The sequence below is a fragment of the Amycolatopsis sp. TNS106 genome (assembly GCF_019330265.1).
Lineage (GTDB): Bacteria > Actinomycetota > Actinomycetes > Mycobacteriales > Pseudonocardiaceae > Amycolatopsis > Amycolatopsis lurida.
The window spans coordinates 7569325-7582959 of sequence record NZ_CP024972.1 but is presented as its reverse complement, the minus strand read 5'-3'; the positions used below and the strand labels follow the sequence as shown (position 1 = coordinate 7582959).

At 68.2% G+C, this 13635-nt stretch carries 15 protein-coding genes and 1 tRNA gene; 7 read left to right on the top strand and 9 right to left on the bottom strand.

Translation table 11 applies throughout. The annotated features are described in order from the left end of the window. Positions 1 to 82 precede the first annotated feature (82 nt). The 4 genes from CVV72_RS35065 to CVV72_RS35050 all read left to right on the top strand — a co-directional run bounded on the left by CVV72_RS35065 (position 83) and on the right by CVV72_RS35050 (position 4483). Positions 83 to 1318: a glycoside hydrolase family 3 N-terminal domain-containing protein gene (locus CVV72_RS35065; RefSeq protein WP_219148369.1), complete on the top strand. Its 1236-nt coding sequence runs from the start codon at positions 83 to 85 to the stop codon at positions 1316 to 1318. Positions 1319 to 1491: 173 nt separating this feature from the next. After that, positions 1492 to 2430 carry a PHB depolymerase family esterase gene (locus tag CVV72_RS35060; RefSeq protein WP_219148367.1) on the top strand — a complete coding sequence of 313 codons (939 nt, stop codon included), beginning with the start codon at positions 1492 to 1494 and terminating at the stop codon, positions 2428 to 2430. Positions 2431 to 2537: 107 nt separating this feature from the next. Beyond that, a complete protein-coding gene (locus tag CVV72_RS35055) occupies positions 2538 to 3242 on the top strand; it encodes a TetR/AcrR family transcriptional regulator (protein ID WP_219148365.1) in 705 nt (234 codons plus the stop codon). A 35-nt stretch (positions 3243 to 3277) separates the two neighbouring features. Further along, a complete protein-coding gene (locus CVV72_RS35050; RefSeq protein WP_219148363.1) occupies positions 3278 to 4483 on the top strand; it encodes a cytochrome P450 in 1206 nt (401 codons plus the stop codon). Here the strand turns inward: CVV72_RS35050 and CVV72_RS35045 are convergent. Both CVV72_RS35045 and CVV72_RS35040 read right to left on the bottom strand, forming a co-directional pair. Beyond that, positions 4480 to 5121: a histidine phosphatase family protein gene (locus tag CVV72_RS35045; RefSeq protein WP_219148361.1), complete on the bottom strand. Its 642-nt coding sequence runs from the start codon at positions 5119 to 5121 to the stop codon at positions 4480 to 4482. The two genes, CVV72_RS35050 and CVV72_RS35045, sit on opposite strands and share 4 nt — an antisense overlap. Before the next feature lie 97 nt (positions 5122 to 5218). After that, positions 5219 to 6016 carry a TIGR03084 family metal-binding protein gene (locus CVV72_RS35040; RefSeq protein ID WP_034305510.1) on the bottom strand — a complete coding sequence of 266 codons (798 nt, stop codon included), beginning with the start codon at positions 6014 to 6016 and terminating at the stop codon, positions 5219 to 5221. A 129-nt stretch (positions 6017 to 6145) separates the two neighbouring features. On the opposite strand from CVV72_RS35040, the gene CVV72_RS35035 reads away from it, so the two are divergent. Next, complete coding sequence (locus CVV72_RS35035; RefSeq protein ID WP_219148359.1) at positions 6146 to 6592, top strand: MerR family DNA-binding protein; 447 nt, start codon at positions 6146 to 6148, stop codon at positions 6590 to 6592. 109 nt (positions 6593 to 6701) lie between these two features. Here CVV72_RS35035 and CVV72_RS35030 read toward each other — a convergent pair whose 3' ends face one another. Together CVV72_RS35030 and CVV72_RS35025 are read right to left on the bottom strand one after the other, a co-directional pair. After that, positions 6702 to 7829 (bottom strand): acyl-CoA dehydrogenase family protein, encoded by a 1128-nt coding sequence (locus tag CVV72_RS35030; RefSeq protein WP_219148358.1) that lies wholly within the window; start codon positions 7827 to 7829, stop codon positions 6702 to 6704. Between the two features lie 77 nt (positions 7830 to 7906). Then, positions 7907 to 8458 (bottom strand): DUF4190 domain-containing protein, encoded by a 552-nt coding sequence (locus CVV72_RS35025; protein ID WP_219154335.1) that lies wholly within the window; start codon positions 8456 to 8458, stop codon positions 7907 to 7909. A gap of 222 nt (positions 8459 to 8680) precedes the next feature. Between CVV72_RS35025 and CVV72_RS35020 the strand changes: the two genes are divergently transcribed. Both CVV72_RS35020 and CVV72_RS35015 read left to right on the top strand, forming a co-directional pair. Then, positions 8681 to 9880, top strand: coding sequence for a sensor histidine kinase (locus tag CVV72_RS35020; protein ID WP_219148356.1), 1200 nt, complete (start codon positions 8681 to 8683; stop codon positions 9878 to 9880). 30 nt (positions 9881 to 9910) lie between these two features. Then, on the top strand, positions 9911 to 10558 hold the full coding sequence (locus CVV72_RS35015; protein WP_219154334.1) for a response regulator transcription factor: 648 nt from the start codon (positions 9911 to 9913) through the stop codon (positions 10556 to 10558). A gap of 16 nt (positions 10559 to 10574) precedes the next feature. On the opposite strand, the gene CVV72_RS35010 is transcribed toward CVV72_RS35015, so the two are convergent. The 5 genes from CVV72_RS35010 to CVV72_RS41805 all read right to left on the bottom strand — a co-directional run bounded on the left by CVV72_RS35010 (position 10575) and on the right by CVV72_RS41805 (position 13549). Further along, entirely contained in the window at positions 10575 to 11411 is an 837-nt protein-coding gene (locus tag CVV72_RS35010; protein WP_219148354.1) for an alpha/beta fold hydrolase, read from the bottom strand. 39 nt (positions 11412 to 11450) lie between these two features. Continuing rightward, positions 11451 to 11897 carry a winged helix-turn-helix domain-containing protein gene (locus CVV72_RS35005; RefSeq protein ID WP_255632363.1) on the bottom strand — a complete coding sequence of 149 codons (447 nt, stop codon included), beginning with the start codon at positions 11895 to 11897 and terminating at the stop codon, positions 11451 to 11453. A 61-nt stretch (positions 11898 to 11958) separates the two neighbouring features. Beyond that, on the bottom strand, positions 11959 to 13206 hold the full coding sequence (locus CVV72_RS35000; protein ID WP_219148350.1) for a sulfite oxidase: 1248 nt from the start codon (positions 13204 to 13206) through the stop codon (positions 11959 to 11961). A gap of 60 nt (positions 13207 to 13266) precedes the next feature. Next, positions 13267 to 13343 (bottom strand) — tRNA-Leu (locus CVV72_RS34995). A gap of 23 nt (positions 13344 to 13366) precedes the next feature. Further along, positions 13367 to 13549 carry a hypothetical protein gene (locus CVV72_RS41805; protein WP_255632362.1) on the bottom strand — a complete coding sequence of 61 codons (183 nt, stop codon included), beginning with the start codon at positions 13547 to 13549 and terminating at the stop codon, positions 13367 to 13369. Positions 13550 to 13635 lie beyond the last annotated feature (86 nt).

Below are 13635 nucleotides of genomic sequence, written 5' to 3'. Positions count from 1 at the left end.
AGGCGAGGCCGAAGGCCCGCCACGCACCAAAGGGCACGCGAGCGCGTACGAACGGGCAACTGGGGTTACCGTCGACAGCGGCATGGACGACGAACGAAACGAGCCGATGAACTCCGGGCGACCGAAGACGACGAAGCGGTGGGCGGCCGTCATCCTGGGCACCGCCGCCGTCCTGGCCACCAGCGTGCAGTGCGGGACCGCGAACGACGAGGCCGGGTCCGCACAACCGGCGGGATCCATACCTCCACCTCACAGCAGCGCCGCTTCAAGCCGGCCCAGCTCCAGCACGCCCTCGCCGTCACCGAGGGCGGAGCAGGCGCCGAGTCCAGGCTGCGAAGCCGTCATCGCCGGGATGAGCCCCCGGCAGCGGCTGGCCCAGCTGGTGGTGGTCGGCGTGAACGCCGGTGATCCGCAGGCGACGGTGAAGCTGGTGCGCGACCAGCAGGTCGGCGGGATCTTCCTTGGCGGCAACGAAACGGCCTTGCTGCAGAACCGCGCACTGGACGAGGTCCAGCGCGCCGCGAAAATCCCGGTGTCGGTCGCGATCGACGAGGAAGGCGGTCGCGTCCAGCGGATCGACGCCCTCGACGGCGATATGCCGAGCGCCAGGAAGATGGCCACGACGCTGACGCCGGCGCAGGTGCGGGCGAAGGCGGCCGAGCGAGGACGGCAGATGCGAGCCCGCGGTGTCACCGTCGACTATGCGCCCGACGCCGACATCACCGACCAGCCGGACCGCGACATCGTCGGCGACCGATCGTTCGGCGCGAACCCGGAGGTCGCTCGCAAGTACGTCCTGGCGTTCGCTCAGGGCCTGCGGGACGCCGGGGTGCAGCCGGTACTGAAGCACTTCCCCGGGCACGGGCACGCCACCGGGGATTCCCACAAGGGACTGGTGCGAACGCCGCCGCTGGCCTCGCTGCGAAAGGTCGACCTGGTGCCGTACCGCGACATCGGCGACTACGGCGAGATCGGCGTCATGGTCGGGCACCTGGACGTACCCGATCTGACCGGCGGCACTCCGTCGACCCTGTCGGCACCGGCGTACCGGCTGCTGAGGAAGGACTACGCGTTCGACGGCCCGGTGATCACGGACGACCTCGGGGCGATGAAGGCGATCACGGCGCAGTACCCGCTCCCGGCGGCCGTGCTCAAAGCCCTGCAGGCGGGGGCGGATCAGGCGTTGTGGTCCTCCGGCGGGAACGTCGGGACGGTGCTGACCACCCTGGAGCAAGCGCTCGCGTCCGGCGATCTGCCGGCCGCCCGGGTCACCGAGGCCTTGACCCGGGTCCTCACGGCGAAACGCGCCTGCGGCTGACCGACCGGGACGACTGACCCGCCGCAGCACGGCGGGTCAACGCCGAGCCCGATCGCCAGGCCCGGCAGAGTGCCGTGACAAGCGGTCCGAAAACTCAATGAACACAATGCTGACCAGGCCCGCGGCAGGAGTGACCCTGATCACCGCCCTGCCGCCCGATCAAGGAGGATCGCGTGCCTGGTCCCACGAAGTTCCTGCGCAGTCTCGCGCTGACGGCCACCGTCGCTGCCGGATTGAGCCTGTTCGCCGCTCCGATGGCCTCCGCCGTGCCGTCGGCGATCGATCATCCTGTGCGGACGACCGGCTGCCAGCGTCCGTCTCCGGTGCCCGCCGGTACGACGACCCTGCGGACGCTGACGTCCGGCGGGCTGGTCCGCGAGTACACGGTGCACGTGCCTGCCCAGTACCGGCCGTCACGGCCGTACCCGCTGGTGTTGTCTTTCCACGGCCACAAACGAACGTCGGAATATCAGGAGGAACTGTCCGGAATTTCCGCCTATGACGCGATTTCCGTCTATCCGCAAGGACTTCCGGGCACGGACGGCGAATCGGCATGGACCGGCGCGCCGTACTCGGCGGCCGCCGACGACGTGCTCTTCACCAGCGACCTGCTGAACACGCTCCAGCGTGAACTGTGCGTCGACTCCCACCGGATCTACGCGACGGGCAAGTCGAACGGTGGCGGGTTCGTCGGCGTCCTCGCCTGCCGGATGCCGGGCCGGATCGCGGCGTTCGCTCCCGTCGCCGGCGCGTTTTACCCGCAAGGCGGCGATTGCCATCCGTCGCGTCCCGCCCCGATTCTCGATTTCCACGGCACGGCCGACGGGACGATCCCCTACACCGGGAATCCCGCCAAGGGCCTGCCGGCGCTGCCGGACTGGCTCGCCGCGTGGGCGGACCGGAACGGCTGCTTCCCGCGCCCGATCCGGTATTCGCCGAAAACCGACGTCACCGTTCAGCGCTGGCTCGGTTGCTCACTGCAGCACTACCGGGTCGAAGGCGCCGGGCACGTCTGGCCGAGCACCACGCCGAACAACGACTCCGCCACGCCGACCGTCATCGACGCGACCCCGGTCATCTGGAAGTTCCTGCTCGCCCACCGTCTGCGTTAAGAACTCGTCGATTTCCTTGCCGGACCGGTACGCCCGGCGCTACTGTCGACGTGACCGGATGACCAGATTAGCAAATCTGGTCACGAAGTCAGAGACTGGGAGCGCACGTGGCAGAACGTCCGGACCGCACCGCCGGCCGCGCCGATCGCATCCTCGACGCGGCCGGCGTGCTGCTGACGCGGCTGGGTTATCGCAAGGTGACCATCGAGGACATCGCGAGTCAGGCGGGCATCGGGAAGGGCACGATCTACCTGCACTGGCCGACCAAGGAAACCCTCTTCCACGCGCTGCTCCTGCGTGAATCCCTCCGGGCCGCCGAAAATCTCCTTGCCCGGCTGGACGAAGATCCGGCGGAAGTCGTCCCGCACCGGCTCCATCGGGCGGTTTTCCTCCACACCCAGCAGAGCCCGTTGCTCGGCGCGCTCATCACCGGCAACACCGAACTGCTGGGCAGGTTGAAGAAACATCCTTTGCAGGACCAGGACGCGGTCGTGACCGAGCGGTACCTGAAGACGATGACGGACCGGGGCCTGCTGCGCGACGACATCCCGAACCTGCTGTTTTCCCTGCGCGCCTCGACGCTGGGGTTCTACCTGATGGACAGCTTCATCGCCGACGGCGCCGGCCTCGAATCCGAGGAGAAGGCCGACGCTCTCGCGCACATCATCCGGACGGCGTTCGAGCCGCCGGAGCCGCCGTCCCCGGCGAACGTGGCCGCCACCGCGGCCGAAGTGACCCAGGCGTTCCAGGACCTGATCTCGTCCTATCGCGCCTGGATCTACCGGAAGGACGGCCCCGAGGAGCCCGCTTGACCCGGGCTCTCCACCACTGAAGAAGGGGGCAAGCCATGACCACGATCGCCGAAAACTGGGGCGTCCACGAAAGCCAGTTTTGGCTTCGAGGCGAATTCCCGGCCGAGCCGGTCCGTTTCGACACCGAGACAGGCATGTGGAACGTCTACGGCCACGCCGAGGCGTTGAAGACCCTGAGTGATCCCAAAGTGTTCTCCTCCGACACCACCCGGCTGATCCCCAAGGAGCTCTCGCCGGACAAGGACCTGTTCGTCGAGGGCAACCTGCTCGTGATGGACCCGCCGGATCACAAAAAACTGCGCACGCTGGTGAGCCACGCCTTCACCCCGAAGGTCGTCGCGGATCTCGAACCGCGGATCGCCGCGCTGACGAACGAACTCCTCGACGCCGTCGACGGGGCGGACTCGATGGAACTGGTGACCCATCTGGCCTACCCGCTGCCGGTGATCGTCATCGCCGAACTGCTCGGCATCCCGGCGAGCGATCGCGACCTGTTCAAGGAATGGGTCGACACGTTGCTGCGGAACAGCCAGCAGCGGTCACTGATCAAGCAGACCGATGAGGACAAGAAGGCCGCCGAGGAAACAGCCGCGCAGGTGAAGAACCTGGTGAACTACCTCGCCGAGCATGTCGACGACCGGCGGCGGAACCCGCGCGAGGACCTGCTGACCAAACTCGTCGAAGCCGAGGTCGACGGCGCGAAACTGACGCAGAACGAAGTCGTCAACTTCGCGAACGTCCTGCTGCTGGCCGGGCACATCACCACCACGATGCTGCTCGGGAACACGGTGCTGTGCCTGGATTCCCATCCGGACGAGTACCGACGCGTCCGCGAGGACCGGGCATTGCTGCCAGGCGCCATCGAAGAATCGCTGCGTTTCCTCAGCCCGTTCGCACTCGTCGCCCGTGCCACGACGACCGAGGTCGAACTGGGTGGCCAGACGATCCCGCCGGACAGCATGCTCGGTATCTGGGTCGCGGCGGCGAACCGGGATCCGCGGACGTTCACGGATCCGGGCACTTTCGATCCGGCCAGGGCGCACAACCCGCACCTCGCCTTCGGCCGCGGGATCCATTTCTGCATCGGCGCCCCGCTCGCCAGGCTGGAAGGCAAGATCGCGCTCAACATCCTGCTGGACCGCTTCCCGGAGCTGCGCACCGATCCGGCCGCTCCGCCGTCGTTCATCCCGAGCCCGAACATGACCGGGGTGAACAAGCTCCAGCTGTTGCTGAAGCCCTAGCGGTCCGCGTACCGGGAGGCGAGCGGGACCACCACTCGCGGAACCCGCTTCCCGGGTGTGTACCGCAGTTCGGTGATGTTGCCGTTCGGCACGAGATAGGTGTCGGCGAACGTGCGGAATCCGCGCATGGCCTCGCTGTCCGGCGTGGTGATCCCGGTCAGCAGTGACCACATGACGGCGCGGATGAAGAGCCCGTGCGTGAAGACCGCGATCGGCCCGGGTTCGCGTTCACCCAGCCGCGCCAGGAAATCCTGGGTCCGGGTGAAGAGCGCCGCGAAGGATTCCGCGCCGTTCACCGCGTGATGCGGATCGGCACGGGACCAGTAGGCCTCCGTGTACGGCTTACGGGTCTCGGTGGTGGTGACCTGTCCATGGAGTTCGCCGAGAAAGGTGAACTCCTGGACAGGCCACTCCTCACGCTCCGCGCCGGGGAACCGCTCGATCGTCGGCTCGGCGGTCTGCCGCGCCCGCAGGAACGGCGACGTCACGATCAACCGTGGCGGTTCGGCCAGCGAATCCGCGATTTCGAGGGCTTGGCGTCTGCCGAGTCCGGTCAGCGCCGAAGTCCCCGGCTCCCCGCCGGGAAGCCCAGCGTTGGACTCGCTTTCCCCATGCCTGATCAGCCACACTCGCGTCACGATCGCCTCCTAGACCCCCTGTGCGTCGACGATCGCACCGACCGGAGTTGATCGCGACTTCCAGGATGCCCTATCCACCGCGGAAGCGGCGGGATGCTCAACGACCGAATTGTCCCGGAGAGCGCCCCTCGCCCGCGGGGCCGCGGTACGCCTGTGCGATGTCCAGCCACTGGTCGGCCAGCGCACCCTCGGCACGGACGTCGAGATCGTCGCGGTGACGGCGCCGCGTGACCAGGAGACAGAAGTCCTCGGCGCTCCCGGTGATCCGCTCGGGCGAGTCCTCGGGGCCGAACGTCCACAACTGCCCGGACGGCGCGGTGATCTCGAAACGGAACTCCTGCTCCGGCGGGGTCAGGCCGCGCGCCTCGTAGCCGAAGTCCCGCACCCGGACGGCGAAGCCGACGAGGTACGCGAGCCGGTCCGTCCGCTCCGGCCGCACACCCAGCGCGTCCGCGACGTCCTGACCGTGCGCGAACAGTTCCATCATCCCGGCGCAGGCGAGGATGGCCGGCGGCAGCGGGTTGACCAGCCATGGGACGACCTGGTCCGCCGGCACCGCGGCGAGCGCCTTGATACCGGCGTCGCGTTCGGCACGCCAGCGGCTCAGCAGGACCTCGTTGGGGTCACCGAGGTAGTCGTCGAGGGCCGCGTTGACGGCGGCGTCGAACCCGCGCGCCATCGACGACTTCGCGAGTTCGGCGAAGGCGCGCGGCTCGGCCGCGGACAACCCGGCGATCTTGAAGATGAACGCGAGATGCGCGATCTGGTGTTTGACCGACCAGCCCGTCGCGGGCGTGGGCAGCTCCCATCCCGCGTCGTCGAGGCCGGCCACCAGGGCGTCGACCTGTTCACCTTCCGTGGTGAGGTCCCTGATCACGTTCCGGAAGTCAGTCACCGTGCCGTCCTCTCGCCGTTTCCACCCTCTCGAATGATGCGGAAGCGTCGGCCCGTCGTCTTCTCTTCGTGAGCCCCGTCGGAATCCGGACTTGATTCTGGAGCCGGGTCCAAGTTCTACGCTCGCATCATGCGAACCGAAGCGACGAAGGCGCTGACGGCGTTGACCATGTCCGAAGTGACCTCCCGCGCCGGAGTGCGGCCGGACACCGTGCGCTACTACGAGCGCATCGGCCTGCTGCCCACGCCCGCGCGGACGACCGGGGCTCACCGGCGCTACGACGAGGGCGTCATCGAGAGGCTGCGGTTCATCCGCGGCACCCAGCGGCTCGGCCTGACGCTGACGGAGATCGGTGACCTGCTGAGCGTGCGCGACACCGGCGTGTGCCCGTGCGAACCCGCCGAAACCATGCTGGAGCGCCATCTCGCCGAGATCGAAACGGAGATGGCCCGGCTCGGCGAGCTGCACGCCGAACTCACTTCCATGCTGTCCGGGATGTCCGGTGAGAACTGCGCCGATCCGGTTCCCGGTGCCTGGTGCCCGCCCGGCTGCGACCCCGAGGGAGGAGGTGGATGACCATGCGGAACGACGACTGGTGCGATTGCGACTGCAGCGGCAGCGGCTGCTGCTGACCCGCTTCGGCGGGACCGGCCGGGCTTGACGTCACCCGGCCGGCCATCCGAGGTCACTCCTGCGGCAGGAGCACCGTCTTCCCGATCCGGTCTTTGCAGACTTCGGCCGAATAGGCCATCAGGCCACCCGCCTGCGCGTCCCGGAACAGCCGCTGGATCGGCGACGTGCGCAGGAAGCCCGAACCGCCGCCCGCTTTCAGTGCCAGCTGGGCGGCTTCGCGGGCGATGTCGTTCGCGAGCACCTTCGCCGTCATGGTCGCGGGCAGGAACTCCGGCGAATTCCGATCCGCCAGCCACGCCATGTTCCGCGAGTACACGCGTGCGGCTTCGAGTCGAGCGTGGACATCCGCGGCTTCGAACTGGAGCCATTGCATTTCGGCGAGCGGCTGCCCGGTCGCGGGGATCACACGGCTTCGGGCGTGCGAGACCAGCGCTTCCTCCGCCGCGTCGGCGATCCCCAGCGACAGGAACGCGAGGCCCGCCGCGATGTGGTTCGGGCGCCGCTCGGCCGAGGGCGGGCACCTGCGGTCTTCCCGCAGGAGGGTCCCTTCGAAGGAGACGAGCTGGCTTCGGCTGGCGCGCAGTCCCATCGTGTCCCAGATGGGCACGAAGGTCATCGTGTCGTCCGGCGAGACGCCGAAGAAGGTGGGCACGCCGCCGACGAGCGCGTTGACCAGGAAATGGTCGGCGGCCTCACAGCCGGAAACGAACCGCTTGGCACCGGTGAGCCGGTATCCGCCGTCGGCGGGCTCGGCGCTCTGTTGCGGCATCAGGAACATGTTGCCGCCGCTCGGTTCGGAAAGCGCGTTGGCGAACCGCTTTCCGCCGATGAGTTCTCGGGCGTAGAAACGGCCGACGTCGGGAGCGGACAACTGCGCCAGCCCGACCGCGGCACCGATGTGCATCACCCAGACGCATGCGGTGGAGGAACAGGCGGCGCTGAGAATACGGACGACCTCGCCGTAGCTCCGATAACTGAGGTCCTCGCCGCCGAGCTCCGCGGGCAACGTCGCCCTGTCGAGTCCCGTCGCGTGCAAAGCGCGGAGGTTGGCGATGGGCAGCTCGGCCGTTTCGTCGAACTCGGCGGCACTCGCGGCGAAATCCCTCGCCAGTTCGGTGACGGTTTCGATCCAGTGACGTTCGTGGGCGGGCGGGTCGAACGGAGAGGCGGGCTCGGTCATGACCGCATCATGCCGGAATCGCGAAGGCCTCCTCGCCACCCCGAGAATGGCGAAGGAGGCCTTTCACGGTCCGGCCGTCAGACTCCGGTGCAGGCGGCCATCGCGAATTCGCCCGAAGCGGTCTTGGTCGAAACGACCGCGCCGTCGACGGTGATCTTGCAGGTGACGGATCCGCCGGTCTCGCCCGTGGTCACCGTGAGCGTCCCGCCCTTGTAGACGCCCTTGTTCTCGACTTCCTTGTTCCACGGCAGCGCCGGAACGGTTTCGGTGGCGGGGTTGAGGACCTCGCCGTAGATGACTTCGACGTTCGTGGCGTCACCGGTGACTTCGTAGGAAACCTTCGCGGTGCGGTTGAGTTCGTTGTTGACCTCGTTGACCGCCGCGTTGAACACGAAGATCCACACCACGCACACCACGAGCCCGAGTGCGGACAGGGCGATACCGGTGATGGAGAGCCCCTTGTTGGAGGCCTTCCCGTTCTTGACGCGGATCAGCCCGATGATCGAGAAGATCAGGCCGAGGATCACCAGCGGCCACGCGATGACGCCGACGAACGGGATCGGGGAGAAGACCAGCCCCACCAGGCCGAGGACGAAGCCCGTGACGCCGATGCCGTTGCGGGGCGGCATCGGGCTGGCGGGGGCTTGCGGGGCCGGCGTGTAGGGGGTTTGCTGGGTCACGGGGTTTTCCTTTCCAACGGGATGAACGAGGCGGCATACAACCAGTGATCGCGAGGCGGCCGCGTCGTCCTCGGCGCGTGAACCCGTTACGACGAAAGTCGTAATTCGCGCGCTTTGAAAGATCGGTTCCGCTGATATGGGTGACCTGGTCTGCTTGCGTACGCTCAGCGCATGGCAAGGCGTGTGCTCGGTGTGGTGCTCACCGTGGTGGCGGTCGCGGCGTGCGTGATCAGCAGCATTTTCGTCTTCAGCGCCCAGGGCTATCTTCCGGCGACGAAAGAGTTCGACCCGACGTGGTGGTCCACGCTCGGCTTCTTCACCGGGATCGCGGCGGCGGTCATGCTCTGCTGGCGGCACAAATGGCCGGAACTCGTCCTCGGCATCGCCTTGGTTCCGCCGCTTTGCTTCCGATCCGACGCGCTGGCCGCCTTGGTCGCCCTCGCCGCGTTGGCCGCGCGCCGCCGCGACCGTCTCCTGTGGACCGGGTCGGTGCTGGTCTACATCGCGACGGCGTGGGCTTTGTTCGGCGACGCGAACCGCCATCCCGATGTGACCGTCGCCGGGCAGATCGTCGGCAAGCAGTTGTCCGCGGTCCAGCTGCTGGGGGCGCTGACGGTCGCCGTCGTGATGACGGCCGTACCGCTCACCGTCGGGGTCGTCCGCGGGATGCAGGACACGATCGCGATCCGTGAGGCCAAGGAAGAGGAACTCCGCGCCGAAATGACCCGTCGGGCGGAACGCACCAGGATCGCGCGGGAGATGCACGACGTCCTCGGGCACCGGCTTTCCCTGTTGTCACTGCAGGCCGGAGCGCTGGAGGTCAGCAAGGGGCCCGCGACGACGGAAGCGGCGAAGACCGTCCGCACGACGGCCCGCCAATCGCTCGAAGATCTACGGCAGGTCATCGGAGTCCTGCGCGATGGCCAGGGTTTTGGTGAGAACGGTGACAACGGCTCCCATCCGGAGCCGCCGCAGCCGACGCTGGCGGACATTCCCGAACTGGTCGCCAACGCGCGACGGGCCGGTTTGGGGGTCAACGTGACGATCCTGCTCGACGACGCGGGCGGTGCGCCGGCCCTGCTCGGCACGACCGCGTACCGGATCGTCCAGGAGTCGATGACCAACATCCTGAAGCACGCCCCCGGCGCGACCGCCGAAGTTTCGGTCCGCGGCGGCCCTGGGAACGGGCTCACGGTCGAGGTCGTCAATCCGCTGCCCGCCACGGCCGCCGCGAGCAAGCCACCGGGCGCCGGCGCGGGGCTGACCGGGATCGGCGAACGTGTCACGCTGATCGGCGGGAACGTCAGTGCCGGCCCCACCGAAGAGCGCACATTCGCCGTCCGGGCTTGGCTGCCGTGGGGACACCACTAACCTGTCCGGGTGAACCAGCGCCCACTGCGAGTGCTGCTCGTCGACGACGACCCGCTCGTACGAACCGGTTTGTCGATGATCCTGTCCAGCACGGGCGACATCCAGGTCGTCGCGGAGGCGGGCGACGGGGACGAAGCCGTGCCGAAGGTGACCATGCACGCGCCTGACGTCGTGCTGATGGACATCCGGATGCGGCGGATGAACGGTCTCACCGCGACCGCCGCCGTCACGGCGCTGCCCAATCCGCCGAAGGTCCTCGTGCTGACCACGTACGACCTCGACGAGTACGTCTTCGAGGCGCTCGGCGCGGGTGCCAGCGGTTTCCTGCTGAAAGAGGGTTCGCCGCAGGAGATCATCGACGCGGTGCGGGTGGTCGCGGCGGGCGAGGCGATGCTTTCACCGCGAACGACGCGGAAACTCATCGGGCATTTCGTCGCGACCAGGACGAGCCCTCGCCGTCATCGGGCGCGAGCCGGGCTGAGCACCCTGACCGAACGCGAACGCGAGATCGTCACCGCCGTCGCTCAGGGCGGCACCAACGCCGAAATCGGCGCGGCACTGCATCTGAGCGAAGCGACGGTGAAGACCCACATCACCCGGATCTTCGCGAAACTGGACGCGGCCAACCGGGTCCAGCTGACGATCTTCGCCTACGAAGCCGGGCTTGTCGCTCCCTGACGGTCCCTTTGACGAACTACGCGAGCCCGGCGAGGACGGCGGCGGCCTCCTGCGGGTGGATGAGGAACCGGACGTGGCTGCTCGCGAGCGACCGCACGTCGGTCGGGTTGTCCGGGGTGAGCGCGTCCGCCTCCTTGATGAACCGGTCCTGCAGCGCGAGCGGCATCGACCGGTCCTCGGTGAGCCGGATGTAGGTGCGCGGGATCCGGCCCCAGGTGGCGGCGTCGGCGAGTTCGGTTCCGGCGTCGAGGCTCTCGTCCGGCTCGAGAGTGTTGAGGTACGCGAAGAACTCCTGCTCGGTGCCGTCTTCGAGCATCGCGGTCTTCAACGCGGCCAGCAGCGTGGGATCGGCCGTGCGCCAGTTCATGCGGAGCGCGCCGAGTTCGGCGGGATTCGCGACGACGACCCCGCCGACGTCGTTGAGCGCGCTGCTCGCGTACTCGGGTCCCTGCATGTACTCGCCCACCGTCACGTCGACGCAGCACCACGCCGAGATGTAGACGATCCGGTCGATCAGTTCGGGGACCGCGTTCGCGACGCCGGTGAGCGCGAGCCCGCCGCGGCTGTGCCCGACCAGGATGACCGGTCCGTGCTCGGCGACCTTGCGCACGACGGCCACCACCTGCTCGACGGCCTCGGCCAGCGTGGCCCCCGCCTGGTTCGACGGCGCCGTGGCCAGCGCTTCGAGATCCTGGGGCGCCTGGTAGGCGGCGTGGAAACCGGCGGCGAAGCCGTGGCCGGGGAGGTCGACGGCCAGCGTGCGGTGGCCGAGCAGAGCGAGTTCGCGTTGCAGCGGGCCCCAGGTGAACGAGGCGCTGCTCGAACCGTGTACGAGAACGTAGGTCGAAGTCACGGTTCGTATCCTGGCATCCCGGCTTTGCCCGGGCGGCGCTCAGTCCGCGATGAGCACCTGGCCGGCCCCGTCGAACCGGTAACCGACCCCGCGCACCGTCGTGATCGGGGTCAGCACGGGTTCGAGTTTCCCTCGGATCTTGCGGACGTGGACGTCCACGGTCCGCCCGTTACCGCCGGACAGCCCCCACACCTGCGCCATCAAGGTGAGGCGGTCGTATACGCGGTCCGGGTTCCGGCTCAGGAACAGCAGGAGGTCGAACTCCAGTCTTGTGAACTCCAGTACCTCGCCCTGTAGCAGCACTCGTCGCGAGTCGGGTTCGATGCGCAGCGGTGGCGCGGATCGTCGCCGTCGCCCGGCGAGTTCGACGACCTGGCCGGAACCCGCTGGGACGGTCCGCGCGGTGAGTGTCACCCCGACAGTGTCCTCAAAGGACTCGACCAGGCGCGCGGCGAGCGCGGCGGCGTGGTCCGGGTCGGTGTTCACCCGTAACTCCAGAGTCAATTCGACGGGCTGATCCCCTCTCACGGCGACCGGCTGCGTCATCTCACACCACCCGGACCGGATGCCGGACAACGGCGTCGAACAGGTAGCCCTGGGAGTTGTACGGAGTGACGTCCGGCTGGGTGACACCGGTGATGTCCGTGGCCCGCGCGCGCAAGGTGTGGGCACCGGGAACGCCGGAGCGCCAAGGGATCTCCCAGCGTTGCCAGCCTCGATCGGCCGCCGCGCCCACGAGCTTCGCCTGCCGCCAACCGGCACCGGTGTCGATTTCGACGCGCCGGATCCGGCCGTTTCCCGACCACGATCGGCCGCGCAGCACCTGCCTGCCACCTGCCGCGAATTCGGCGTTCCAGGGCAGTTCGAACGCGCTCTTGACCACCTGCCGGGTGACGACCGTGCCGTCGGCCGGATAGCCCGGCCCGAGCAGCCGGTAGTACTGCGTGTTCCACGGCGACACCAGTGGCGTGTCCGAGACTTCGATGCGCCCCAGCCATTTGATCGACGAGATCCCGACCCAGGACGGCACGACGAGCCGCACGGGATGGCCGTGGTCCGGCGGGAGCGGACGCCCGTTCATCTCGTACGCCAGCAAAACGTCCTGCAGGGCCTTCGCGATCGGCAGCGGACGGCGCACCTTCCCCAGGTTGACCCCGCCGGTGACGTAGTCGGCGTCCAGTCCCTCCGGCAGGACGTCCACCGCGTGCCGGGTCAAGCCCGCCTTGGCCAGCACGGTGGAAAGCCGGACACCGCGCCAGCGCGCGACCCCGACCGCGCCGAGCTTCCATGCCGTGCCGGAGACCACCTGCCCTTGCTGGCTGCTGAAGAAACTCCGTCCGTTGCCCGCGCATTCGATGGCGGAAGTGATTGTCTCCGCGGGCAATTCGAGCAGGTCTCGATAGCTGAACTCGACCGGTCCTCCACGCAGCCCGGTCCCGAACAGCTTCAACCGCCAGGTGCCGGCGTCGATCGACGGTGTGGCGGTGTGGTTTCGCACGAAGAACCGTTCGACCGGTGTCAGATAGCCCTGCCCGCTCAGTGCCTCCCAACGCGTCTCGGCGTTGGTGCCGTAGACCTCGAAGATCTCCGGTGGTAAGGGCTTCACGATCGGCGGGGCCGCCGACGCCGTTCCGGCCGGAAGCGTGCCGAACGCGGTCAGCGCGAGTGACCCACCGGCTGCCAGCCGAAGCAGGCCGCGCCTGGAAAGCCCGTCACCCCGCGCCTCCCCCGCGCGCCACTGGGCGAGCCGAGCGCGGTCGTAGGTGGCTTCGTCGGTCAGGCCGGTTCCGGTCATGCGGGTCATTGTCGGCAGCGGCGGACCGCGCGGACCAGGACGTCCACAGAGCGGAACGTGTGGTGCCCCGGACGGGGTTCGAACCCGCACTGGGTCGATTTTAAGTCGACTGCCTCTGCCAGTTGGGCTACCGGGGCACCGACAGCCTAAGCGATGCCCCTCAGTTCGCCGCTTCAGTACGCCGATATTCGAGCCAACGGAGACCGAGCTCGTTCCAAACGGCCTGATACTCCTCGAACTTCTCGTTGACCAGCCGGGGATCGATCCGGTCCGGCGAGTTCGACGCGAGGTAGAAGCTGAGCTCGTCACGCAGCCGGTAGAGCCGGAACTGGACCTCTTCCATCAGGACCCACACCTGTCCAGCCGTTGAGGTTCTGCAAGCCGAGGATGATCGTGGACGCCGCGGAGAGCGCGAGCAGGAGAACCCTG

Coding starts and splice junctions, on each gene's coding strand:
- CVV72_RS35025 (WP_219154335.1), bottom strand. CDS start 8,458: ATGCCGCCCCGCAACGGCATCGGCGTCACGGGCTTCGTCCTCGGCCTG.
- CVV72_RS35030 (WP_219148358.1), bottom strand. CDS start 7,829: ATGACCGAGCCCGCCTCTCCGTTCGACCCGCCCGCCCACGAACGTCAC.
- CVV72_RS35020 (WP_219148356.1), top strand. CDS start 8,681: ATGGCAAGGCGTGTGCTCGGTGTGGTGCTCACCGTGGTGGCGGTCGCG.
- CVV72_RS35000 (WP_219148350.1), bottom strand. CDS start 13,206: ATGACCGGAACCGGCCTGACCGACGAAGCCACCTACGACCGCGCTCGG.
- CVV72_RS35035 (WP_219148359.1), top strand. CDS start 6,146: ATGCGAACCGAAGCGACGAAGGCGCTGACGGCGTTGACCATGTCCGAA.
- CVV72_RS35050 (WP_219148363.1), top strand. CDS start 3,278: ATGACCACGATCGCCGAAAACTGGGGCGTCCACGAAAGCCAGTTTTGG.
- CVV72_RS35065 (WP_219148369.1), top strand. CDS start 83: ATGGACGACGAACGAAACGAGCCGATGAACTCCGGGCGACCGAAGACG.
- CVV72_RS41805 (WP_255632362.1), bottom strand. CDS start 13,549: ATGGAAGAGGTCCAGTTCCGGCTCTACCGGCTGCGTGACGAGCTCAGC.